General features: G+C 55.0%; 21 protein-coding genes and 1 other annotated feature. Of the genes, 7 read left to right on the plus strand and 14 right to left on the minus strand.

Annotated features, from left to right (window positions below; genetic code table 11):
* Position 1: 1 nt before the first annotated feature.
* From trmB to pepV, 4 genes are read right to left on the minus strand one after another with little or no spacing between them, the layout of a single operon-like run.
* Positions 2 to 655, minus strand: coding sequence for a tRNA (guanosine(46)-N7)-methyltransferase TrmB (gene trmB / locus BLT01_RS10695; RefSeq protein WP_092097680.1), 654 nt, complete (start codon positions 653 to 655; stop codon positions 2 to 4).
* A gap of 1 nt (position 656) precedes the next feature.
* A complete protein-coding gene (locus tag BLT01_RS10700) occupies positions 657 to 1601 on the minus strand; it encodes a diacylglycerol/lipid kinase family protein (RefSeq protein ID WP_092097681.1) in 945 nt (314 codons plus the stop codon).
* A gap of 4 nt (positions 1602 to 1605) precedes the next feature.
* Positions 1606 to 2457 (minus strand): D-amino-acid transaminase, encoded by an 852-nt coding sequence (dat, locus tag BLT01_RS10705; protein WP_092097682.1) that lies wholly within the window; start codon positions 2455 to 2457, stop codon positions 1606 to 1608.
* Between the two features lie 26 nt (positions 2458 to 2483).
* Positions 2484 to 3896 carry a dipeptidase PepV gene (pepV, locus tag BLT01_RS10710; protein WP_092097683.1) on the minus strand — a complete coding sequence of 471 codons (1413 nt, stop codon included), beginning with the start codon at positions 3894 to 3896 and terminating at the stop codon, positions 2484 to 2486.
* A gap of 274 nt (positions 3897 to 4170) precedes the next feature.
* Between pepV and BLT01_RS10715 the strand changes: the two genes are divergently transcribed.
* Positions 4171 to 4392 carry a DeoR family transcriptional regulator gene (locus tag BLT01_RS10715; protein ID WP_092097684.1) on the plus strand — a complete coding sequence of 74 codons (222 nt, stop codon included), beginning with the start codon at positions 4171 to 4173 and terminating at the stop codon, positions 4390 to 4392.
* Between the two features lie 70 nt (positions 4393 to 4462).
* On the opposite strand, the gene BLT01_RS10720 is transcribed toward BLT01_RS10715, so the two are convergent.
* Both BLT01_RS10720 and BLT01_RS10725 read right to left on the minus strand, forming a co-directional pair.
* A complete protein-coding gene (locus tag BLT01_RS10720) occupies positions 4463 to 5173 on the minus strand; it encodes a pseudouridine synthase (protein WP_092097685.1) in 711 nt (236 codons plus the stop codon).
* A 10-nt stretch (positions 5174 to 5183) separates the two neighbouring features.
* Positions 5184 to 6794 carry a putative polysaccharide biosynthesis protein gene (locus BLT01_RS10725; protein ID WP_092097686.1) on the minus strand — a complete coding sequence of 537 codons (1611 nt, stop codon included), beginning with the start codon at positions 6792 to 6794 and terminating at the stop codon, positions 5184 to 5186.
* Positions 6795 to 6958: 164 nt separating this feature from the next.
* On the opposite strand from BLT01_RS10725, the gene BLT01_RS10730 reads away from it, so the two are divergent.
* Positions 6959 to 8230 carry a BaiN/RdsA family NAD(P)/FAD-dependent oxidoreductase gene (locus BLT01_RS10730; RefSeq protein WP_092097687.1) on the plus strand — a complete coding sequence of 424 codons (1272 nt, stop codon included), beginning with the start codon at positions 6959 to 6961 and terminating at the stop codon, positions 8228 to 8230.
* A gap of 111 nt (positions 8231 to 8341) precedes the next feature.
* Entirely contained in the window at positions 8342 to 8614 is a 273-nt protein-coding gene (locus tag BLT01_RS10735; protein WP_092097688.1) for a hypothetical protein, read from the plus strand.
* 73 nt (positions 8615 to 8687) lie between these two features.
* Here the strand turns inward: BLT01_RS10735 and leuS are convergent, their stop codons facing one another.
* Positions 8688 to 11102, minus strand: a complete 2415-nt coding sequence (gene leuS, locus BLT01_RS10740; RefSeq protein WP_092097689.1) for a leucine--tRNA ligase — start codon at positions 11100 to 11102, stop codon at positions 8688 to 8690.
* 47 nt (positions 11103 to 11149) lie between these two features.
* Positions 11150 to 11363: a binding site (T-box leader), on the minus strand.
* A 142-nt stretch (positions 11364 to 11505) separates the two neighbouring features.
* Between leuS and BLT01_RS10745 the strand changes: the two genes are divergently transcribed.
* Positions 11506 to 12726, plus strand: a complete 1221-nt coding sequence (locus BLT01_RS10745; RefSeq protein ID WP_092097690.1) for a CynX/NimT family MFS transporter — start codon at positions 11506 to 11508, stop codon at positions 12724 to 12726.
* A 571-nt stretch (positions 12727 to 13297) separates the two neighbouring features.
* Here BLT01_RS10745 and BLT01_RS10750 read toward each other — a convergent pair.
* The 3 genes from BLT01_RS10750 to BLT01_RS10760 all read right to left on the minus strand — a co-directional run bounded on the left by BLT01_RS10750 (position 13298) and on the right by BLT01_RS10760 (position 16010).
* Positions 13298 to 13954 carry a CoA transferase subunit B gene (locus tag BLT01_RS10750; protein ID WP_092097691.1) on the minus strand — a complete coding sequence of 219 codons (657 nt, stop codon included), beginning with the start codon at positions 13952 to 13954 and terminating at the stop codon, positions 13298 to 13300.
* A gap of 19 nt (positions 13955 to 13973) precedes the next feature.
* Entirely contained in the window at positions 13974 to 14660 is a 687-nt protein-coding gene (locus tag BLT01_RS10755; RefSeq protein ID WP_092097692.1) for a CoA transferase subunit A, read from the minus strand.
* Between the two features lie 156 nt (positions 14661 to 14816).
* Positions 14817 to 16010: an MDR family MFS transporter gene (locus BLT01_RS10760; RefSeq protein WP_092097693.1), complete on the minus strand. Its 1194-nt coding sequence runs from the start codon at positions 16008 to 16010 to the stop codon at positions 14817 to 14819.
* 170 nt (positions 16011 to 16180) lie between these two features.
* Here BLT01_RS10760 and BLT01_RS10765 point away from each other — a divergent pair, with 170 nt between their 5' ends.
* The 3 genes from BLT01_RS10765 (at position 16181) to BLT01_RS10775 (ending at position 18480) form a co-directional block, all read left to right on the plus strand.
* The gene (locus tag BLT01_RS10765; RefSeq protein ID WP_092097694.1) at positions 16181 to 16768 is read left to right on the plus strand and encodes a class I SAM-dependent methyltransferase; all 588 of its coding nucleotides are present in this window, start codon (positions 16181 to 16183) and stop codon (positions 16766 to 16768) included.
* Positions 16769 to 16842: 74 nt separating this feature from the next.
* Positions 16843 to 17922 carry a type III polyketide synthase gene (locus BLT01_RS10770; protein ID WP_092097695.1) on the plus strand — a complete coding sequence of 360 codons (1080 nt, stop codon included), beginning with the start codon at positions 16843 to 16845 and terminating at the stop codon, positions 17920 to 17922.
* 12 nt (positions 17923 to 17934) lie between these two features.
* Positions 17935 to 18480: an isoprenylcysteine carboxyl methyltransferase family protein gene (locus tag BLT01_RS10775; RefSeq protein ID WP_092097696.1), complete on the plus strand. Its 546-nt coding sequence runs from the start codon at positions 17935 to 17937 to the stop codon at positions 18478 to 18480.
* 46 nt (positions 18481 to 18526) lie between these two features.
* On the opposite strand, the gene hutG is transcribed toward BLT01_RS10775, so the two are convergent.
* The 4 genes from hutG to BLT01_RS10795 are packed head-to-tail and all read right to left on the minus strand — an operon-like array spanning position 18527 to position 20989.
* A complete protein-coding gene (hutG, locus tag BLT01_RS10780; protein ID WP_092097697.1) occupies positions 18527 to 19468 on the minus strand; it encodes a formimidoylglutamase in 942 nt (313 codons plus the stop codon).
* A gap of 13 nt (positions 19469 to 19481) precedes the next feature.
* Positions 19482 to 20216, minus strand: a complete 735-nt coding sequence (locus tag BLT01_RS10785; protein WP_092097698.1) for a thermonuclease family protein — start codon at positions 20214 to 20216, stop codon at positions 19482 to 19484.
* Between the two features lie 57 nt (positions 20217 to 20273).
* The gene (locus tag BLT01_RS10790) at positions 20274 to 20630 is read right to left on the minus strand and encodes a fluoride efflux transporter FluC (RefSeq protein ID WP_176765123.1); all 357 of its coding nucleotides are present in this window, start codon (positions 20628 to 20630) and stop codon (positions 20274 to 20276) included.
* The gene (locus BLT01_RS10795) at positions 20627 to 20989 is read right to left on the minus strand and encodes a fluoride efflux transporter FluC (RefSeq protein WP_092097700.1); all 363 of its coding nucleotides are present in this window, start codon (positions 20987 to 20989) and stop codon (positions 20627 to 20629) included. Before BLT01_RS10795 ends, BLT01_RS10790 begins: the two co-directional genes overlap by 4 nt.

A 20989-nucleotide genomic window follows, 5' to 3' on the forward strand; every position in this document is an offset into this window, starting at 1 on the left:
CTTAATTCCCTTCGTTCCTGAATGCGGCTTCCAGCCGGTAGATCGGCTGGCCCTTGGAGGAGAACTTCTCCTCGTACTCCGTCATGATGTTCCATTCCGGTTTGTCCGCGTGCAAATCCAGTGATACATCCGCCAGCCGCATGCCATAGTCCGTCATGTTCATCAGAGAGTACTCGAACAGTCCGCGGTTGTCCGTCTTGAAATGTACTTCTCCTTCCGGAAGCAGAATCCTTTCATAACGGGTGAGAAAATTGTCGTGGGTCAGCCGACGCTTTGCGTGACGCGCTTTCGGCCACGGATCGGAGAAGTTCAGATAGACACGGCCGACTTCCCCTGGAGCGAAAATATCCTCCAGCCGCTCGGCATTCACATTCAACAGGCGCAGATTGGCAGGCTTGCCCGCCTCGTCCGCCCGCTGAACCGCCGTCACGATAATGTCGCGGAACATTTCAATGCCGATGTAGTTGATATCAGGATTGGCTTCCGCCATACCGGTGATAAACCGGCCCTTGCCGGTTCCGACCTCGATGTGGATCGGATGTGAATTAGAGAATTCTTCCGCCCAGCAGCCTTTCAGCTGCTCGGGCTCCTGGATAACCACGTCCGGATATTCATTTATAAACGATTCCGCCCATGGTTTATGGCGTGCTCTCATGTTAGATCCCTGACCTTCCTGTTCGTTGTTGTCCCGCGAGGCGCCACGCTCCCGGCCGGACCGAAAACACGACCGGACGGCCCGGTTGCGTGTCGCCGGCATCTTCGCCGTCTGTATGGAGTGGCACTTCGCGATCCGCCTTCAAGGAAAACTGGCGGCCTTTTCTGCTGTCCACTTCCCTGAAGACCGTATGGGCGCCAAAAAAAACACTTCCGAAGACCAGCAGCAGTTTTACCCGGGATAGGCGGCTGACGACCGTCAGTTCAATAAGACCATCAGCCGGATCCGATTCCGGGGAGATTTTCATGCCCCCTCCGAAATATGGCTGGTTGCTAACTGTGGCAAACCAGACATCGTGGTAGTCCATCTGTTTTCCATCAGCCGTCACTTCCAGGCTGAATGTCCGGAATGCGCACAGTGCCCGAACCGTATAAAGAGCGTATACAAGTTTTCCCAGCCCGGTACGGTTCAGGAGAGGCTTGAACGCCGACCTGCCGGTGCCCCTGGAGATTTCGGCATCAAAACCGATTCCTGAACTGTTGACGAAAATGAAACCATCCCCGAAGTTGACCATGCCCAGATCAAGGGACGGGGGTGCAGTCCTCCCGCCTAGATAAGCCACGATCTCTTCTGCAGTCCTGAATGAACGATAACCACGGCCAAAATCGTTTCCTGAGCCTGCACTTACCGAACCTACTATAACATGGTCCGCACCGGCGGCGCCTGCAAGGATTTCATGGACGGTGCCGTCACCGCCGAATGCAATGAGAAGGACTTTTTCTTTTTCCCCTCCAGCGGCAAAACCCCGGGCGATTGCCTTGGCATGCCCGGGGCCTTTCGTCATGAGTTCCCGGAAAGGGAATGTCAGCGTCTTTCTGAATGCCTTCCAACGACTGAGGGCTCTTCCACCCCTTGCTGCAGGATTGACAACGAAGACTGCCTTCATCCCATCAGCGCGTTGCGACCGGCTCGGGGAGCTTCGCTTCAAATGCCTCCATGAGCTTTTCCGTGACAGGTCCCGGACGTCCGTCGCCAATCCTGCGTCCATCGATTTCACTTACCGGAAGGATGCCGTTTGTCGTCGAGGAGAGGAAAAATTCATCCATCGAGTAGACATCTTCAAGCGACATCGGCTCCTCTTGGACCGGTTGCCCGAGCTCTTCACAGCACTGCATGATGACGCGGCGCGTGATGCCGTTCAGGATGAAGTTAGACACCGGATGGGTATGGATCACGCCGTCCTTCACACCGAACAGGTTCGAGGATGAACCCTCTGTGACCGTGCCGTCCCGGTGCAGGAGCGCCTCGTAGCATCCCGCTTCATAAGCTTCCTGTTTCGCCATGACGTTGGCAAGAAGGTTCAGGCTCTTGATATCACAGCGCAGCCAGCGAATGTCTGCCACCGACTTGAGTTTGGCAGGCTCTGCCGCAGGTGCGTCATCCGGATAGGATTTCGTATAGGCAGTGATGACGGGGGTGATCGCCTCACCCGGAAACTGGTGGACGCGCGGTGCGGCTCCGCGTGTGGCCTGGATGTACACATGGCCCTCCTTCACGCCGTTGTCGGTGACGAGCCGGCTCAGGTTATCGATCATCTCTTCCTGCCCATAGGGGAGCGTCATCCGGATTTTCTCTGCTGATTCATAAAGCCGACCGATATGTTCTTCCGCGGTAAACATGACACCGCCATATACACGGATCACTTCGTAAACGCCGTCTCCGAAGTAGTAGCCGCGGTCTTCAATCGAAATGGTCACTTCATCATCTTTCACAAAGCGGTCATTCATCAGATACATGGACATGTTTTTTAATCCTTCTTTCATACGAATTAGTTGGTTTTGTCCGTTGACTGTACACCTGCAAGGGATGCGATGGCATCCGCATAGATTGCGGCCGCCTTCACGAGATCTTCAACATCCACATACTCGTCCGTCTGGTGGGCGACATCCGGCCTTCCCGGGAAGAGCATGCCGAATGCGACCCCTTTCTCGAGCGTGCGGGCATAGGTGCCTCCGCCGATAGCGAGCAGTTCCGCCCGTTCTCCGGTTTGCCGTTCGTACACTTCACTGAGCGTACGGATCAGCGGGTCGCCGGCATCCACATGATGGGGGGGAGAATCGGATGCGATATCGAGCGTGAAACCGGACCCTTCAAGGGCTCCACGGCATTCGGCCAGCCTATCCTCTTTCGGATACGTGACGGAATAACGCATGCTGACGGAAATCTCGCCGCCCTTTGACCCATTATACGTCAGAATCCCCGCATTAAGTGTGGTCTCCCCGGAAATTTCGTCGGAAAAATCCAATCCGAGCGCATGTCCCCTCGACCCATCACCGAATGCCTGAATGACAAAGGACGTGAATCGGGCGGAAGCCCCCTCCATAAAAGGATCGAGGAACTGCGCAAGCAGTACTCCGGCATTGACCCCGTCTTCCGGCTCCATGGCATGGGCGGCTTTTCCGTGAAGGGTGATGAGGCAGGAGTCGCCGTGCATGGCAAGTTCACCTGAAGATCCGGTAGCCTCAAGAAACGCCCGGAACCCTTCCTCAAACCCATCCATGGATTCGGAAACCGAAATTTCAGCACTGGCTTTTTCAGGAACCATATTTGTCCTGTCTCCTGAATGGAAGGAACGGAGCGGCCCCTCATTGTCTCCGGGCAACTGTGAAAAGATCAGGTCCGCAATCCCTTTTTCCGCATGGATAATCGGGAAGTCGGCATCCGGTGCAAAGCCGATTTCCGGCATTTCTTCCGCTTCAAAATAGCGTTTCATGCAGCGGAACTCACTTTCTTCATCGGTCCCGACAATGAGCCGCACTTTTTTGTTGAGGGGGAGGCCTGATTCCTGAACCATCTTCAATGCATGGAAGGCCGCAACCGTCGGGCCTTTGTCATCGATCGCACCCCTGCCGTATACTTTGCCGTTCCGCTCGTGTCCTTCGAAAGGCGGTGTCTCCCAGCCGTCTCCGGCAGGCACCACATCCACGTGGCATAATATGCCGAGGAGCCCTTCTCCTTCGCCGATCTCAAGATGTCCTGCAACGCCGTCAACCTCTTTGATCGACATGCCGGTTTCCCTGCCACGCTCAAGAAGCCAATCCAAAGCCTGTTTGGGACCGGGGCCGAATGGAGCCTCTCCGGTTGAAGCCGATTCATCCAGCACACTTTTAATCGAAATAAGCGACTTCAAATCTGAAACGATCTCATTTTCCGCCTGATCTGCTTTCCGTTTCCAATCCATACGGCTCATGCCTCCCTTTTCTTATTGCCATTCTACACAACCGGCGGAAAATTGAAAGCAGGCCGCCATTTGTAATCATCCTGTAAAGTAAATGTAAAAAATGTTGGATGCATTGGAATACTCAAACTATTATTGTATAATGATAGCGAGCGAAAGCGCTCAAAATGAGTAAAGGATGTGTACGCCCTCAACCGAAAAGTGTCGAGCAGAGCTCGAAGCTTTAGGTCGTCCGCTGGTCTTGACATGGAGAATATGATGAAGGAGTGGTTACGATTTGAAACCGACTACCGACCGGATGCTGACCCGCATTAAGGATGTGTATTTGTACATCCGTGATCAGGGCACCGTTTCGACCGATGACCTGGTCGACGCATTCGGCATCACTCCGCGCACGGTGCAACGAGATTTAAGCGTGCTTGCTTTTAATGGCCTGGTGAGCAGTCCAAGCCGGGGCAAATGGACAACGACGAACAAAAGAGTGAAGCTGTCTTCATAGTGTGTACACATACGAAAAGGACGGTCCCCGAACAAGATCCGGGAACCGTCCTTTTCTGTTTGCAATACCTTTACCTGTTTTTCAGTTCAAGCAGTTCCTCTTCCGTGAGCTCCCGCCATACACCTGCCCCGAGTTCCGGATCGAGCTGTAGTGGCCCCATCGTCAATCGCTTCAGATAAGTGACGCGTTTGCCTCTCGCTTCAAACATCCGTTTGACCTGATGAAATTTCCCTTCAGTGATGGTCAGCTCGATTTCGGATTCGAGTGCGCTGTGCAGGATACGCAGTTCGGCCGGCTTGGTGACATAACCGTCATCCAGCGTAACCCCTTGACGGAAGGCTTCTCCGTCCTCCTCGGTCACTTCCCCTTCGATCACCGCATAATACGTCTTGCCGACATGCTTTTTCGGCGATAGAAGCTCATGGGACAGCTTCCCGTCATTGGTCAGGAGAAGGAGACCTTCTGTATCTTTATCCAGCCTGCCAACCGGGAACGGTTTGAAACGGCGTAATTCAAAAGGCAGGAGATCCACAACGGTGCGATCACGGGTGTCCTCCGTCGCCGAAATAACACCGGGCGGCTTGTTCATCATCACATAGATAAATTCCTTGTAATCCACTGTCTCTCCGAGCACAGTGACAGAACCGCTCTCAGGGTCCACATGAAGGGACGGGTCCTTCACCGGAACTCCGTCCACCGATACCGCGCCCTGCTTCAGAAGCGCTTTGACATCTTTTCGTGAACCGTATCCGGAGTTTGCGAGCATTTTGTCCAGTCTCATCGTCGTTCCCTCACATTCCAAACTTTTTCATCAGCCGGTTCAGACGGTCACCGAACAGTTTCTGTGCCAGTCCAGACCGCAAAGCAAGCACCGCATACACTGCAGCCCCGACCAACGCCGTGATCAGTGTATAAAGGAAGGCGTCCCCTTTTCCATCTACAGAACCGAAAAGGTACAGTCCTTTCAGCACTAGCCACGCTGCCACACCCATGACGGCGTTGAACATGACGATGAGGATGAGCCTGTGGATGACCATACGGGACCGGTAATGGAGGGTGTGGACGGCGACCGCGATGTTCAATCCTACCGCTGCACCGTAGCCGATGACCGTAGCCAAGATCGCTCCTTCAGCCTCGAACATCCGGATGAGCGGCATGTTCAGTGCCAGTTTCAGCAACAGGCCGATCATCAAGTTCAGGATAATCCATTTATGGCGGTCAATCGCCTGGAGGATCGATCCGGATACCGAGTAGAGCGCAAACAACAGGGCTGCCGGCGCATAGTTTCTCAATATATCCGCCCCGGTCTCGCTCTGTTCGAACAGCAGATGATAGAGTTCGTCCGAAAGGATCATCAGCCCCGTAATCATCGGCAATGTCAGGAAGGCGATGATCTGGAAAACCTGGTCAAGCGACCGGGTCATGCCGCGCCTGTCTCCTTTTGTATAATAGCTGGTCACGATCGGGATGATCGCCATGGAGAATGCTGTCCCTACCATGACGGGAATCATGACGATCTTGTGCGTCGAGAAGTTCAGCATTCCCAGTTGTCCGTCCGATACGGATCCAAGCCCGATCGACGCCATCGCCTGGTTGAACGTGAGCATGTCCACAAGTTGGAACAGCGGGTTCGCCAGCCCGACCAAGACAATCGGGAAGATATAAACGATCAGCTCACGATACATGTCCTTAAGCCGGATATCCGACCTGACCGTGCTTTCCGCGAGAAGGCTGTCCATTTTCGGCTTCTCCCGCCGCCAATAAAAGTAGAGAACGGCAAGACCGGCAACCGCTCCGATGAACGCCGCGAACACAGCGAACGAGATGGCAGTTTTTTCAGAGCCTTGAGTGAAGTTGATGACGATGTAGACCCCGGCGAGAACGAACAGGATCCGGACGATCTGTTCGACAAGCTGAGAAACGGCCGTCGGCGTGAACTGCTGGTAGCCTTGGAAAAATCCGCGGGTCAGGCTCATGAACGGCACCACTATGAGCGCAAAACTGACGAGCCGGATGACACCGGCAATGTCATCGACAGTAAACACCTGTTCGTCACTGGCACGGACAATCTGTGCAATCGGATCTGCCAGGAAGAACAGAAGAAGAAAGGCAACCACACCGGAGCCGATCATGATTTTCTGACTGGATCTGAGCAATTTGCGCCCTGCTTCATAATCGCCAAGTGAATTGTATTTCGAGACGTATCTGGAAACCGCGATCGGCATTCCCGATATCGCAAATGACAGCATGATGTTATAGGGGATATAGGCATACTGATAGAGGCCGAGGTTCTCCTCTCCGACCATCGCATACAGCGGGATGACATACAGCAGCCCCAATGCCTTGGATAGGAACAGGCCGATCGACAGGATCGCCGTCCCTTTGACTAGATTCGATGACATGTGACCCTTCCATTCTTATAAGCTAAACTCCAGTTTACTCCGCTCCGGCCAATATCTCAAATTCTTTTAAGGAAAACGGTGTATAATGGTGGCCGGGTAAAGAACGACTTCGGTCAGACACTTGACTCATCATCTTACCAAGCATCCGAAAGGAGCATCGTCCTATGTACGACGTGATTGTAATCGGCGGAGGTCCTTCCGGGCTGATGGCCGCCGCTGCCGCCGGAGCAGAAGGCGCCGGCGTACTGCTGATTGAAAAAGGAAATAAATTAGGCAAAAAGCTCGCCATCAGCGGCGGTGGCCGCTGCAATGTGACCAATAACCTTGAATATGAAGAAATCATCCGCCATATCCCCGGCAATGGCCGTTTTCTATACAGTCCCTTCTCGGTGTTCGACAATAAAGACATCATTCGGTTTTTCGAAGGGCTGGGTGTCCCGCTAAAGGAAGAAGACCACGGCAGGATGTTCCCGGTATCAGACCAGGCCATGGATGTCGTCCAAGCCCTGACCGGTGAACTCAGCCGCCTCGGCGTCAAAGTCCGATTCGGGGCACGCGTGGAGAAGCTCCTCATGGATGATGAACAAATTCTCGGCGTCCGGCTCGAAAACGGCGAAGAGGTCCGTTCCAAAGCGGTCATCATCGCTACCGGCGGCAAGGCCGTACCACAGACCGGATCGACGGGAGACGGGTACCCGTGGGCCGAGCGCGCCGGTCACACCGTGACAGAACTCTACCCGACGGAAGTTCCCCTTCTTTCGAACGAACCGTTCATCCGATCAAGGAATCTGCAGGGACTCGCTCTCCGAAACACGGCAGTGACTGTCCTGAACAAAAAAGGCAAAGCGCTTGTCACCCACCGCATGGACATGCTGTTCACCCACTTCGGACTGAGTGGTCCCGCCATCCTGCGGTGCAGCCAGTTTGTCGTGAAAGAAATGAAGAAAAACGGCGGTAAGCCGGTCACGATGCGAATCGATGCACTACCTGACGAGAATGCGGAAGAAACGTTCCAGGAACTGGTTCGCTCCAGCAAGGAAGAGCCTAAAAAAGCCGCGAAGAATTTGTGGAAGGGGCTCGTTCCTGAACGGTGGCTGCTCTTTCTCATGGAGCGCGCGGAGATCGACCCAGCCGCTCCCGCCGGACAAGTGGCTCACGAAAAACTTCGCAACCTCTCGAAGCTCCTTCATTCATTTGAAATGTCCGTAAACGGAACCCAGCCGATCGAAAAGGCATTCGTCACAGGCGGCGGCGTCTCAGTCAAGGAAATTGGACCGAAGACGATGGCGTCCAAGAAAAAAACAGGCCTCTACTTCTGCGGCGAAGTACTCGACATCCACGGCTACACCGGCGGCTACAACATCACCTCCGCCCTCGTCACCGGCCGAATTGCCGGCATGAGTGCAGGAAAGATGGCCACGGGAAGAGAAGAATGATTGCATTTACTGAAACCGCCTGCTCGATTCAGCAGGCGGTTTTATTCTGCAATCTGGGTCCACTAATGGTATATAATGGGATAGCGCGATGAATCTAAGGGAGGGTGACCATTGATTCCTTATCTTCTGCTGATCGGTTTAGTGATCTTGTTAGGGCTGATTCTCAAAGAAAAACATGCCATTGCTAGACCGCTTGCGAACGGGTTCATAGGAACAGTGGTTTTCCTGATTTACTTTTATGCGCTTGAACGGCTAGCCAACCATTTCATCAACCACTCTCTTTTCACGATCCTTGCAACAATCCTTGCAACTCTTGTCATCGTCATTCCTCTCACGGTGTGGAGTACGAGGAAAATAACCGATTTGTTTAAGGTACAGAATTAAACTGTCGCCACTTTCCCTGAGACACAAACACCCCCGGAGCTGCCCCAGCTCCGGGGGTGTTCGTCTGTTCGGTTTACTTCACAACAATATTCACTAGCCGTCCTGGAATAGCGATGACTTTCTTGATGTCTTTGCCTTCCGTAAGTTCTTTGACGCGCGGTTCTGCGAGTGCGGCTGCTTCGAGGTCTTCCTTCGTGACGTCCGCCGGAACGACGACCTTCGAGCGCACTTTGCCATTGATCTGGACGGCGATTTCCACTTCGTCGTCGACGAGCTTGGACTCGTCATATGCCGGCCACGCTTCATACTTGACTGTATCGCTATGACCGAGGATGCGCCACAATTCTTCGGTGATGAACGGGCAGATCGGCGACAGCATCTTCACGAAGCCTTCCGCATATTCCTTCGGAAGCTTGTCGGCTTTGTAAGCTTCGTTGATGAACACCATCATCTGTGAGATGGCGGTGTTGTTGTGCATGTTCTCGAGGTCTTCGGTCACTTTCTTGACCGTCTGGTTGTAGACTCTGTCGAGTGTGCCGTCGTTCTCTTCGGTGATCTTCGAGGCGAGCGTGCCGTCCGCTTCTGTGAACAGGCGCCATACCCGGTCCAGGAACTTGCGGGAACCGTCGAGTCCGTTTGTTGACCAAGCCTTGGATGCATCCAAAGGTCCCATGAACATTTCGTAGAGACGGAGCGCATCGGCACCGTGGCTTTCAACGATATCGTCCGGATTGACGACGTTCCCTTTCGACTTCGACATCTTCTCGTTGCCCTCACCGAGGATCATGCCCTGGTTAAAGAGTTTCTGGAACGGCTCTTTCGTCTTGACGACACCGATATCGTAGAGCACCTTGTGCCAGAAGCGGGCATAAAGCAGGTGAAGCACCGCGTGTTCCGCTCCGCCGACATAGATGTCGACCGGCAGCCAGCGCTCAGCGAGTTCCGGGTCGACGAGCTGTTCCGTATTGTTCGGATCGATGTAGCGGATATAGTACCAGCAGCTGCCGGCCCACTGCGGCATCGTGTTCGTCTCGCGGCGCCCTTTCATGCCGGTCTTCGGATCGACGACATTCACCCATTCCTCGATGTTCGCAAGCGGGGATTCGCCGGTGCCGCTCGGGCGGATATTGTCCGTCTTTGGCAGCATGAGCGGAAGTTCCTCTTCCGGCACGGTCGTCATCGAACCGTCTTCCCAGTGGATGACCGGAATCGGCTCGCCCCAGTAGCGCTGCCGGGAGAACAGCCAGTCGCGCAGTCGGTAGGTGATCTTCTTCTCGCCCTTGCCGTTTTCCTCGAGCCACTCGATCGCCTTTGCGATGCCCTCTTCCTTGCCAAGGCCATCCAGGAAGCCGGAGTTCACATGCTCCCCGTCGCCGATATAGGCTTCTTCTTTGACATTGCCCCCGGCAACGACTTCTTTGATCGGCAGATTGAATTCTTTTGCGAATTCATAGTCCCGCTCATCGTGTGCAGGAACCGCCATGATAGCTCCTGTTCCGTAAGAAGCCAGGACGTAGTCCGCAATCCAGATCGGCATCTTTTCGCCACTTGCCGGGTTCACTGCGTAAGCACCCGTGAACACGCCCGTCTTCTCCTTGGCGAGGTCCGTACGTTCGAGGTCGCTCTTCGTCTTGATCTTGTCAATGTAGGCATCCACTGCGGAACGCTGTGAATCCGACGTAATCTGGCCGACGAGCGGATGTTCAGGGGCAAGCACGGCATACGTTGCTCCGAAAATCGTGTCCGGGCGGGTCGTGAACGCTTCAAAGGAAAGTTCGGTCCCGTCGATCGGGAAGGTGACTTGCGCGCCTTCCGAACGGCCGATCCAGTTGCGCTGCATTTCCTTCAAGCTATCCGGCCAGTCCAAGTCATCCAAGTCATCGAGAAGACGGTCGGCATACTCAGTGATGCGAAGCACCCACTGCCGCATCGGACGGCGTTCGACCGGGTGGCCGCCCCGCTCGGAAACCCCGTCGATGACTTCTTCATTGGCCAACACCGTACCGAGTGCCGGACACCAGTTGACCGGAACCTCATCTACATAGGCAAGGCCTTTCTTGTACAGCTGGATGAAGATCCACTGTGTCCATTTGTAGTATTCCGGGTCGGTCGTGTTGATCTCCCGGTCCCAGTCATACGAGAAGCCGAGTTCTTGCATCTGACGCTTGAATGTCGCAATGTTCCGGGCTGTGAATTCAGCCGGATCGTTCCCTGTATCGAGTGCGTACTGTTCTGCCGGGAGACCGAACGCGTCCCAGCCCATCGGATGAAGGACGTTATAGCCCTGCATCCGCTTGTATCCGCTCAGGATGTCTGTTGCGATGTAGCCGAGCGGATGCCCGACGTGAAGTCCGACACCCGATGGGTACGGGAACATATCCAGCGCGTAGAATTTTGGTTTGTCCGGCTCATCGACCGTCTTGAAGGTCTTGTTTTCTTCCCAGTATTTCCGCCATTTGCGGTCGATCTCCCGATGATTGTAACTCATGATTTTTGTCTCCCTCCTGAAATAAAAAAACTCCCGTCCCCAAATAAATCAGGGACGAGAGTCGATTCTCCCGCGGTGCCACCCACATTGACGGCAAGCCGTCCAGCTCATCCTTAACGCGGAAAACGGCACCTTCCGGCAACCGCGTGCCGGTGATGCAGACTCGGGGGTGAGTTCAACAGGCCGATCCTGCCGGCTCACAGCGACCGCCGGCTCTCTGGAAGGATCGGGCCGCCTACTAGTCCCCTTCGACGCCCTTGAGTATTGCCATCATTGTACCCGAAACAGATGCTGTGCCGCAAGTGCCTGGAGACGTTTACTATCCGTATGCCGGGTGGTACGATAATGGGCAACAGGCTGCTTAGCCATCATCTTCAATTTTATTCATCTGGAGGCGCTTTGCTTGAACGGAAATCCCCCGACATACCGTACGAAAAAACTGGATCTGAAGCCTGCCACGGTCTTGCTGCTTATCGGCGTCGTGTTCATCGCCTTCAGTCTCCGGTCTCCGCTGACTTCGGTCGGCCCGGTCATCTCGAGAATCATGGAGGACCTGTCCATCTCAGGGACAGTCGCCGGGTTCCTGACCACAATCCCGCTCCTGGCGTTTGCTGCCGTCTCCCCCGTGGTCCCGAAGATTGCGGACCGGATCGGCATGGCCCGAAGCCTGTTCATCGCCCTTCTCTTGCTGGCCATCGGGATCGTCATCCGGTCCTCGGGCGGAATCGTTCTGCTGATTTCAGGGACACTGCTTCTCGGCGTGGCCATCGCATTCGGCAATGTCCTCCTCCCAGGCCTCGTGAAAATGAATTTTCCGATGCAGGTTGGGCTGATGACCGGCATCTACACCGTCTCGATGAACCTTTTCGCAGGGCTGGCTGCCGGTGTCAGTGCACCGCTCGCGTCCGCAACTTCCCTTGGTTGGAGGATCTCGCTCGGCGTGTGGGCCATACTTGCGGTGATCGCAGCGATTGTCTGGCTTCCGCAAGTGGCGAAACGGCCGGTACTTGAAGCGTCGGGACCATCCAGGGGTCCTGCCCCGCGCCCGCTGTGGAAGTCCCCGCTCGCATGGGGGGTCACCTTTTACATGGGGCTTCAATCTGTCATGTTCTTCACGACCGCCGCTTGGGTGCCGGAAGTACTGATGGCCCGTGGAATGGACGCGGAACGGGCGGGGTGGATGTTCTCCCTGGTCCAGTTCTCCCAGATTCCCTTTACATTCATGATCCCGATCCTTGCGGGGCGCATGAAAGACCAGCGGCTTCTCGTCATTCTGATCACCGTCATTTACCTGATCGGCTACGGGGGGCTGTTCTCCGGAAACATGACCGCCGCGGCGCTCTGGATGATTCTGATGGGCGTTGCCGGCGGTGCGTCGTTCGGTCTTGCCATGATGTTCTTTGCACTTCGGACAAACACGCCCTCGGAAGCCGCTTCACTTTCCGGTATGGGACAGTCGCTCGGCTACCTGCTTGCGGCTGCCGGCCCTGTTTTATTTGGAGCTTTCCATGATCTGTCGGGAAACTGGACATTGTCCCTCGGATTCTTTTTGGTGGTCATCATACTGCTGTTCCTGGCAGGGCTGAAAGCCGGAAAAGATGAGAAAACCGTTCCCCTGCAGTGAAATGAGGGGCGGTTCAGGAGCAGCCGGCACGGACGCCGGACTTTCCATGCAGTCGGATGCTTTGCAACGTGCAGGAAGGTTTTTTGCAGAAACGAGCGCAGATTTTCCGGATTGCGGCATGGGGTCACTGCATCGGCCGCAGAAACTTCTTGCCTCGGGCAGGGGCACTTACTCATTCCCGCCGGATAATCACCGGCACCCCGATAAGTGCTGCCTTCCCGGTCTTCCCCTCTGAATTCCCGGTTCTGGCCACCGGGTGGTTACCTGGCCGAACGGAGAGGTTACCTCTCACCGGCCGCCATCTAAAAAAGGCCCCCTGACCTGCCTCGCACTACGGAAGTGCGGGGCATTTTTTTTGGCTTCTGCCGCCCGGCCCGATAGCCCGGCTCTCCATGTTTTGGCGTCACTGGATTCCCGTCTCAGCTGTGCCGGTGATAGCAGGGATCATGGCCGCCCGCTATCCATGCAATCACGTGCAATTCCGTCATTTCTTCTTTCTCTGACAGGACTTGGCCGACTGCTTCCTGCATCTCTACCGGTAACTTGTTTTTCCTCTTTTCCCGGCCCTGTATCAGGCGTTCTGATTTACCTCGCTGACATCCAGTTCCGCTTCGGTGGAAGCGAGGACATCGTCGACCGTGAAGCCTTCAAATACTTCCTTCAGCTTCAGGCCGTCCGGTGTCACCTCGATTACGCACTTCTCGGTGATGACCATGTCGACGACTTCCTTGCCTGTCAGTGGCAGCGAGCATTCTTTCTTGATCTTCGGAGAGCCGTCCTTTGCGGCATGCTCCATGATGACAATGATTTTTTGGGCACCATGGACCAAGTCCATCGCGCCGCCCATTCCTTTGATCATCTTCCCTGGAATCATCCAGTTCGCCAGGTCCCCATTTTCAGAAACTTCCATTCCTCCCAGGATGGCGACGTCCACGTGGCCTCCACGGATCATCGCAAACGACTCCGCGCTGTCGAAGTAAGCCGCGCCATCAATCGCCGTCACGGTCTCTTTGCCGGCGTTGATGAGATCCGGGTCGACTTTGTCTTTTTCCGGGTATGGCCCGATTCCGAGCAGTCCGTTTTCGGACTGGAGGATAACCGTCTTATCGTCAGAGATATAGTTCGCCACGAGCGTCGGCATGCCGATTCCGAGATTGACGTAGTCCCCGTCATGAATCTCTTTTTCTGCGCGCCGTGCGATGCGTTCCCTCATCTTTGCTTTATCCATTCACGCTCTCCCCTTTCCGTCAGCGGGTTGTAAGCCGCTCGATGCGTTTTTCCTGCTCCGCCTGAATCAGCCGCTGCACATAAATGCTCGGCGTATGGATAGTTGCCGGGTCCAGTTCTCCCACATCCACAATTTCTTCCGCCTCGGCGATTGTCACTTTGCCGGCTGCAGCCATCATCGGGTTGAAGTTCTGCGCAGTCTTGTTGTAGACCAGGTTGCCGATCTTATCTGCCTTGGCCGCCCGTACAAGTGCGAAGTCGGCAGTCAGCGATTCTTCAAGAACATAGTCTTTGCCGTTGAAGCACCGGATTTCTTTCCCTTCCGCGATCGGCGTGCCGACCCCCGCTGGCGTGAAGAATGCAGGAATGCCTGCTCCGCCCGCACGGATTTTTTCTGCCAGCGTTCCCTGTGGCGTCAGTTCCACTTCGAGTTCACCGCTGAGCACCTGGCGCTCGAATTCTTTGTTTTCCCCCACATAGGAACCGATCATCTTCTTGATCTGCCGGTTGTTCAGCAGCAGGCCAAGACCCCAGTCATCGATTCCGCAGTTGTTTGAAATGATGGTCAGTTCCTTGACCCCGCTGTCGGCAAGCGCAAGGATCAGCTGTTCCGGAATTCCGACCAGGCCGAACCCGCCGACCATGAGCGTTGCTCCGTCCTTGATATCCGCGACAGCTTCGGCTGCCTGATCATAGATCTGTTTCATGTAATCCCCCTCCGTCCTCTTAAATGAAAGCGTTTCTAATTTCATTTAATCAGAACACTGCCAATGTTGCAATCGAATCAGGATGTTTAGGAGGAAAACGGTAGGGTGGTACAATTCAAAAGCCCGACAACAGTATGCTGTCGGGCTAAAACGTCATTATGGACGATGGGCAGCCGATTGCCGGACTGCCTCCCTTTTGAGGGGTACATCATATAACAAACTCGTCAGGATGGCGAAGCTGAGGATGGAAGTCAGGATGATCAGCATGACCTGTGTGCCGTACAGATCGACAAGCACACCGCCGACGACCGGTCCGACCATGCGGCCGCCCGTCGAGACACTGTTCACGATTCCCTGATAAAAACCTTCACGCCCCGGCGGTGCCAGTGAGTTGGCGATGGTCGGGATAACCGGCCAGACAAACATTTCGCCGAATGTCAGAATGACCATAGATGTCACGAACATGGCAAAGGACTCAGCGAAGCCGACCACGACAAATGAGGATGTGAAAATGACGATGCCGATGAGCATCTGAATTTTCAGCCGATCCTCGAACCGCTTGATGACCGGCCGGATCAGCGGTTGGCCGAGAACGATGAGCGCACCGTTGATCGTCCAAAGCAAGCTGTACTCACCAAGCGAGATGCCCAGGTCAATTGCATGCGTGGAGAGTGTCGTCGTCCATTGGGAGTAGACAAGCCATGTCAGGAAAAATCCGGACAGCATGATTGTCAGGGAATAGAGCGGCGCCTTTTCCCTGATTGTCCGCTTTTCCTTGATGACGGATGTGTGTGTCGCAGGGTCGATTTTGAAGCCCCTGTACGCAAATGCCGCAATCAGCAAAAAGAGCACATACATGACCGTGTTGGCCAGGAAAATGTAGTCGATATTGTAGGAAGCGACAAAGCCTGCCAGTGCCGGCCCGATGGCGACGCCCGCATTGTTTGCAAGATAGATGGAGTTAAATGCCTTCCGGCCGCCCTCGGGCCAAGCCGTCCCGACCATAGCATACATGCTTGGGAAGACGATGCCGCCCCCGAAGCCGAGCAGCGCAAGCAGCCAGACATAATGCGGCCAGCCGTGATAAAAGACGAGACCGACCAGTGCCACAAGCGAGATCAGGATACCGGAAAGGACAGACCGATATCCACCGATCCGGTCGAACAGAAAGCCCCCCAGCATATTGCCGACGATGCCCGCAGCAGAGTTGGCCATGAGGACAAGCCCGGCGACAGACAACGACTTCCCGAGATGGTCGTGCATATAGATCGTGTTGAGTGGCCAGATAAACGAGTTTCCGACCGTGTTGACGAACATTCCGATAACGAGCAGCCAGACGCTTCTTGGCATGTCCCCACCCCCTGTTTATTCAAATTCATCTAAATGATTGTATTCCCGTCGCGTCGCCATTTCAATACGAACGCTTTAAGTCCGAACATTTTCAACTCACTTTGCAATGGAGCGCCTGCGGGTACGGTGATACGATAGTGGAACCCTAGTCTTTAAGGAGTGGATTCAACATGCAATTGGGACGAGTACTTGCCCAGGCAAGGAAACTGATGGAACAGACTGTCCGGCCCGGTGAGACAGTCGTAGATGCCACTGCCGGAAACGGTCATGACACCCTCTTCCTGGCGGAGCTGGCCGGACCCGGGGGACATGTGCTTGCTTTCGATATCCAGCAGGAGGCGCTCGACTCGACACGTATTCGCCTCGGGGCCCTGGCAGGACGTGCGGATCTGATTTTGGACAGCCATGACCGGGTGGCGGACTACACGGAAGGTCCCGTCGGCGGTGCGATGTTCAATCTCGGGTTTCTTCCGAATGTGGGAGACCGCTCAGTGATCACCCAACCGGACACGACGGTCAGTGCCGTCCACAATGTTCTCGGCTTGCTGAAAAAAGGCGGCCTGATCACGGTTTGCGTATATGACGGCCATGAAGGCGGCGACCGGGAGCGCGACGCCCTTCTTGCCTATGCCTCCCGTCTGCCGGAAGCCGATGTCGACGTGGCACGCTATGAGCTGGTCAATCAGAAAGGCCATCCCCCTTTTCTCGTCGCATTCGAGAAGAAAAAGGAATTTAAAGAACCCATTCTGTTGGACTGATAGCCTGCATCCCTGCCGCATATCTTGGGAGGACAAGGGTATAGGATTGGAAGATGAACCGAGGAGGAAACAGAATGCCAGTCATTGAATCGGTCTATACACTCACTCCCGAATATGAAATTGGCCAGAGGGATGCAGCCGGCCTGACAAAACAGCTGTTCAGCGGCAAGTTCAGGGACATCGAACGGCTGCTCCGTGTATTCGATAACGGTGATATCGACACCCGCTATCTTGCCATGCCGCTCGAATGGTACGGAAAGGCCCACCCGTTCGGAGAACGCAACAATCTGTACATTGAACACGCCGTACGCCTAGGTTCCGGGGCGATCGAAGGCTGTCTGCAAAATCGCGGGATGCTAAGAGAGGAAATCGGTTACGAAGAGATTGATGCGATTTTCTACATATCGAGCAGCGGCATCTCGACGCCCAGCATCGAAGCGCGCATCATGAACCTCCTCCCTTTCCGGGATGACGTCAAGCGAATCCCTGTCTGGGGGCTCGGCTGTGCGGGGGGAGCCTCCGGGATGAGCCGGGCGTACGACTATTGCCTCGCCCATCCGGACCACCGAGTGCTCGTACTCTGCGTTGAGTTATGCAGCCTGACTTTCCAGGCGGAAGATTATACGAAAAGCAATCTGGTCGGGGCTTCCCTGTTCGCTGACGGATTGGCCTGTGCAGTCATTTCAGGGGACGATGTGTCCCATCGGGCAAAGGGAACGGTGCCGTCCATCAGATCTACGCTTTCAAAACTGATGCCCGACTCCGAAGACGTCATGGGCTGGGACGTGGATAATGCCGGCCTGCATGTGATCTTCTCAAAAAGTATTCCGTCCATCATCAAGGAATGGCTCGGGCCGTTTGTCCATGAGTTCCTCGAAAACCAGGGACTTTCACAAACCGACATCCGGCATTTCGTCGCTCATCCCGGAGGCAAAAAAGTGTTGCGGGCCTATGAAGAGGCACTCGGATTCGAATCCGGCATGACGGAGATTTCCAGGCAAGTGCTCCGGAAATATGGCAACATGTCATCCCCGACGGTGCTGTTCGTGCTGGAGCAGTTTATGAAACAGCATCCGCAAGCCGGCGATCTTGGGCTTATGGCGGCTCTCGGGCCGGGGTTTTCGGGTGAGTTGCTTCTCCTGGAATGGCAATAAGGAGGCATCGTGATGTTGTTTTGGATTCTTATCGGACTGGTCATCATCCAACGACTCGTCGAACTACGCGTAGCGAAGCGCAATGAACAGAAACTGAAAAGCCGCGGCGCGTTCGAGGCAGGGGCTTCCCATTATCCATACATGGTCGCCATGCATATAGGTTTCTTCATTTCCTTGATTGCGGAAGTGCTTCTGACAGACCGTCCCCTGTCACCGATCTGGCCGGTACTCCTCGCCGTTTTCCTCGCGATGCAAGTATTGCGGGTTTGGTGCCTGGCGTCGCTCGGCGAGTTCTGGAACACAAAAATCATCATCCTGCCGGGTGCCAGCGTCGTGAAGCGCGGGCCGTACAAATGGCTCCGGCATCCAAACTACGTAATTGTCACAACCGAACTGCTCGTCTTGCCGCTTATCTTCCAGGCATACTTCACCACGATCGTTTTCATGGCACTGAATGCCTGGATGCTATCGGTGCGGATTCCCGCGGAAGAACGCGCCCTCCGTGAAGTGACCGACTACACCGCACGGTTCGGGGCGGGCAACAGCCGGACATCCTAATAAAGAATCCGGACCGGAAAACCATTGCGTTTTCCGGTCCGGTTATTTAGATTTCAGGGGCTTTTCCGAGGAACGAGAGGATGGCTTCATTGGTCAGTGCCGCTCCAAGGCGGACTGTCCTGCCGCCCTCATCCACGTCCGGATTGATTTCCGAAATATCGAATGACCGGACAGCCGGATGGCTGCAGGCGGCGCGGATGACCGTCCTGACGGTTGCCGGGTCCAGGCCGAACGGTGAAGGCGCACTGACGCCGGGTGCAGACGCCATATCCAACACATCCATGCAAAGTGTCACAATCACCGTATCATACCGGCCGATAAAGGACTGGATTCTTTTGGACAACTGGGTGGGATCCGACTGCCTGACCGTTTCTTCCGGCAAGTAATCCACATCAAACTCTCCGGCTGTCTCGAACAGGAATCGCAAATTGCCGAAACGCTGTATGCCGATGATGAAGTAACCGGCATTCTGGTCTTCCTCCAGTATTTGGCGGAACATCGTGCCGGATGAGGCTTCTCCGTCATGCGGTCGCAAATCAAAATGTGCATCGATGTTGAGGATGCCGATGCTAGCTTCCGGCCCGAGATGGAGCCTCAGCCCGAGATAATGGCCATAAAGGGTTTCATGCCCGCCACCGAGAATCACTACGCTGGAACCTTGGCCATAGGCCTCCGACACTTTTTCCGCTAGTTCGTCCTGTGCCTCTTCCAGTTGACTGTCACGGCATGAGACATTGCCGTAATCGCATAACGATGCTTCTTCCCCATGCCAGGGCATCGGTGCCAGAGCCGACCGGATTGCATCCGGTGCCTTGGCCGCCCCAGGGCGGCCGTTATTTCTGCGCACGCCTTCATCACAGCAGAAACCGATCAGTGTGACCTCCGCATTTTCCGCGGATTCAGGTCCTGCAACAATCTGATGATACTTAAATCTGTTTTTGTCAGCAGCGGACTCAATTTGCCCTTTCCAAGGTTCGTCCAGTCCCATCTATCCGACCCTCCTATGAAGCCTCGCAGGCCATCCCATCACGGTCTCCATCGAGCCGTTCCAAATAGGCCGGATGCCCCCTTTTCACGCCTTGGGGATACACTGCCCGCAGTTCCCTGCAGTTTGCAAACGGCCATGCGTGCTCCGCTTTTTCCGAATCAAATCCCCGATCGGTCGCATAGTCTGCGATCGACCAAATTCCGATTCCCTTATCCTTTGCCCGTTTTTCTGCCTGTTCAAAACGGTCAAGGTGCCGGGTACTCGGAGGATAGACGTAACCGACCCGGGCGAGCCCCTCTTCAAGAAGCTTTTCCTGTACGTTTTCCCCGCTTACGTAGACGTAGGCAAGAAGACGGCCATACTTATCGGTGCGCTGTCCAATATCAAATTCGACAGCAACCTCGCCATTTGAGAGCAGCTCCCGGTTCCTTTCCTTTGCCTGGTCGCCGAATGGCTGCTTTCCGAGACGGGGATGATTGGTCTCGGGTGTATCGATGAGCAAATACCTGACATTCTGTTCTTTCCCCTGATAGCGGATCTTGATAGTATCACCATCGATGGTCCGGATGAGTTCCACAGGAATCAGCCCCTCCGCAGGGGCATCCACCTGAATCCTGCCCTCGGTTCCCTTCTTGGTGTCTTCTTCCGGAAACTCAGCAACAATAAAATAAATGATGGTGATCAGCAAAAGCAAGGCAGCGGCTCCCGCCGGACTTTTCCACATGCTTGACGTTACATTCTTGGCCATCCTGCAACTCTCCTTCCGGGCCCTGGCGGAAACCGTTTACGGATGATCATTGGCTATTCACGAACTTACATATATAAAAGGAATCATGTAGGAAATGATGCCCAGAAGCAATGTCGACCCTGCATACAGGACAGCAGCGGTGCGCCTCCCATCCTGCCACATCATCAGGATTTCAGCATTCCATGTGGAGAAAGTGGTCAGGGCACCCAACATGCCGTAAACAACAAAGCCGTGCATCGGACTGCCTGCAGCCAGGCCAGAGAAAACGCCTGCCAGAAACGCACCGGCCACATTGACCGCGAACGTGCCGGCGGGAAACCCGCCTTGACGGTTCAGCTTAGCACTGATCAGGTACCGGAGGACCGATCCGACCATTCCGCCGGCAGCAACGGATAACCATCCGATCAGAGTCATGGCTTTCCTCCCCTTGATCCGAAGCGCATACCGGCGATACCCGCAACCAGACCGCCCCCGATCGACAAAATGGCATAAAGAAACGCGGTCCCCCATCTCCCGCCGGCCAGCATGCCTCCCAGTTCCGCACTGAGCGCAGAAAATGTTGTGAACGCTCCGAGAAACCCGGTCTGTATGGCTGCTTTCCATGGCTTCCGGAAAGGAGCGGCCGAAATGAGCGCGCACAGGAGAAAAGCCCCCGACAGGTTCACGATAAGGGTTCCGATCGGAAAGCCGTTATGTCCTACCATCTGTGAAAGGGCCGTTCTTGAAACGGCCCCGGCCATGCCGCCTAGTCCGACGGCCATCCATTCCTTCAT

The sequence above is a fragment of the Bhargavaea beijingensis genome (assembly GCF_900101985.1).
GTDB lineage: Bacteria > Bacillota > Bacilli > Bacillales_A > Planococcaceae > Bhargavaea > Bhargavaea beijingensis.

Bases quoted from the DNA above. Each gene is read 5' to 3' on its own strand.
- BLT01_RS10775 (WP_092097696.1), top strand. From the start codon at position 17,935: ATGTTGTTTTGGATTCTTATCGGACTGGTCATCATCCAACGACTCGTC.
- BLT01_RS10750 (WP_092097691.1), bottom strand. From the start codon at position 13,954: ATGGATAAAGCAAAGATGAGGGAACGCATCGCACGGCGCGCAGAAAAA.
- BLT01_RS10785 (WP_092097698.1), bottom strand. From the start codon at position 20,216: ATGGCCAAGAATGTAACGTCAAGCATGTGGAAAAGTCCGGCGGGAGCC.
- dat (WP_092097682.1), bottom strand. From the start codon at position 2,457: ATGTCCATGTATCTGATGAATGACCGCTTTGTGAAAGATGATGAAGTG.
- BLT01_RS10700 (WP_092097681.1), bottom strand. From the start codon at position 1,601: ATGAAGGCAGTCTTCGTTGTCAATCCTGCAGCAAGGGGTGGAAGAGCC.
- BLT01_RS10730 (WP_092097687.1), top strand. From the start codon at position 6,959: ATGTACGACGTGATTGTAATCGGCGGAGGTCCTTCCGGGCTGATGGCC.
- leuS (WP_092097689.1), bottom strand. From the start codon at position 11,102: ATGAGTTACAATCATCGGGAGATCGACCGCAAATGGCGGAAATACTGG.
- BLT01_RS10725 (WP_092097686.1), bottom strand. From the start codon at position 6,794: ATGTCATCGAATCTAGTCAAAGGGACGGCGATCCTGTCGATCGGCCTG.
- BLT01_RS10755 (WP_092097692.1), bottom strand. From the start codon at position 14,660: ATGAAACAGATCTATGATCAGGCAGCCGAAGCTGTCGCGGATATCAAG.
- BLT01_RS10765 (WP_092097694.1), top strand. From the start codon at position 16,181: ATGCAATTGGGACGAGTACTTGCCCAGGCAAGGAAACTGATGGAACAG.
- BLT01_RS10790 (WP_176765123.1), bottom strand. From the start codon at position 20,630: ATGACTCTGATCGGATGGTTATCCGTTGCTGCCGGCGGAATGGTCGGA.
- BLT01_RS10760 (WP_092097693.1), bottom strand. From the start codon at position 16,010: ATGCCAAGAAGCGTCTGGCTGCTCGTTATCGGAATGTTCGTCAACACG.
- trmB (WP_092097680.1), bottom strand. From the start codon at position 655: ATGAGAGCACGCCATAAACCATGGGCGGAATCGTTTATAAATGAATAT.
- hutG (WP_092097697.1), bottom strand. From the start codon at position 19,468: ATGGGACTGGACGAACCTTGGAAAGGGCAAATTGAGTCCGCTGCTGAC.
- BLT01_RS10795 (WP_092097700.1), bottom strand. From the start codon at position 20,989: ATGAAGGAATGGATGGCCGTCGGACTAGGCGGCATGGCCGGGGCCGTT.
- BLT01_RS10720 (WP_092097685.1), bottom strand. From the start codon at position 5,173: ATGAGACTGGACAAAATGCTCGCAAACTCCGGATACGGTTCACGAAAA.
- pepV (WP_092097683.1), bottom strand. From the start codon at position 3,896: ATGGATTGGAAACGGAAAGCAGATCAGGCGGAAAATGAGATCGTTTCA.
- BLT01_RS10770 (WP_092097695.1), top strand. From the start codon at position 16,843: ATGCCAGTCATTGAATCGGTCTATACACTCACTCCCGAATATGAAATT.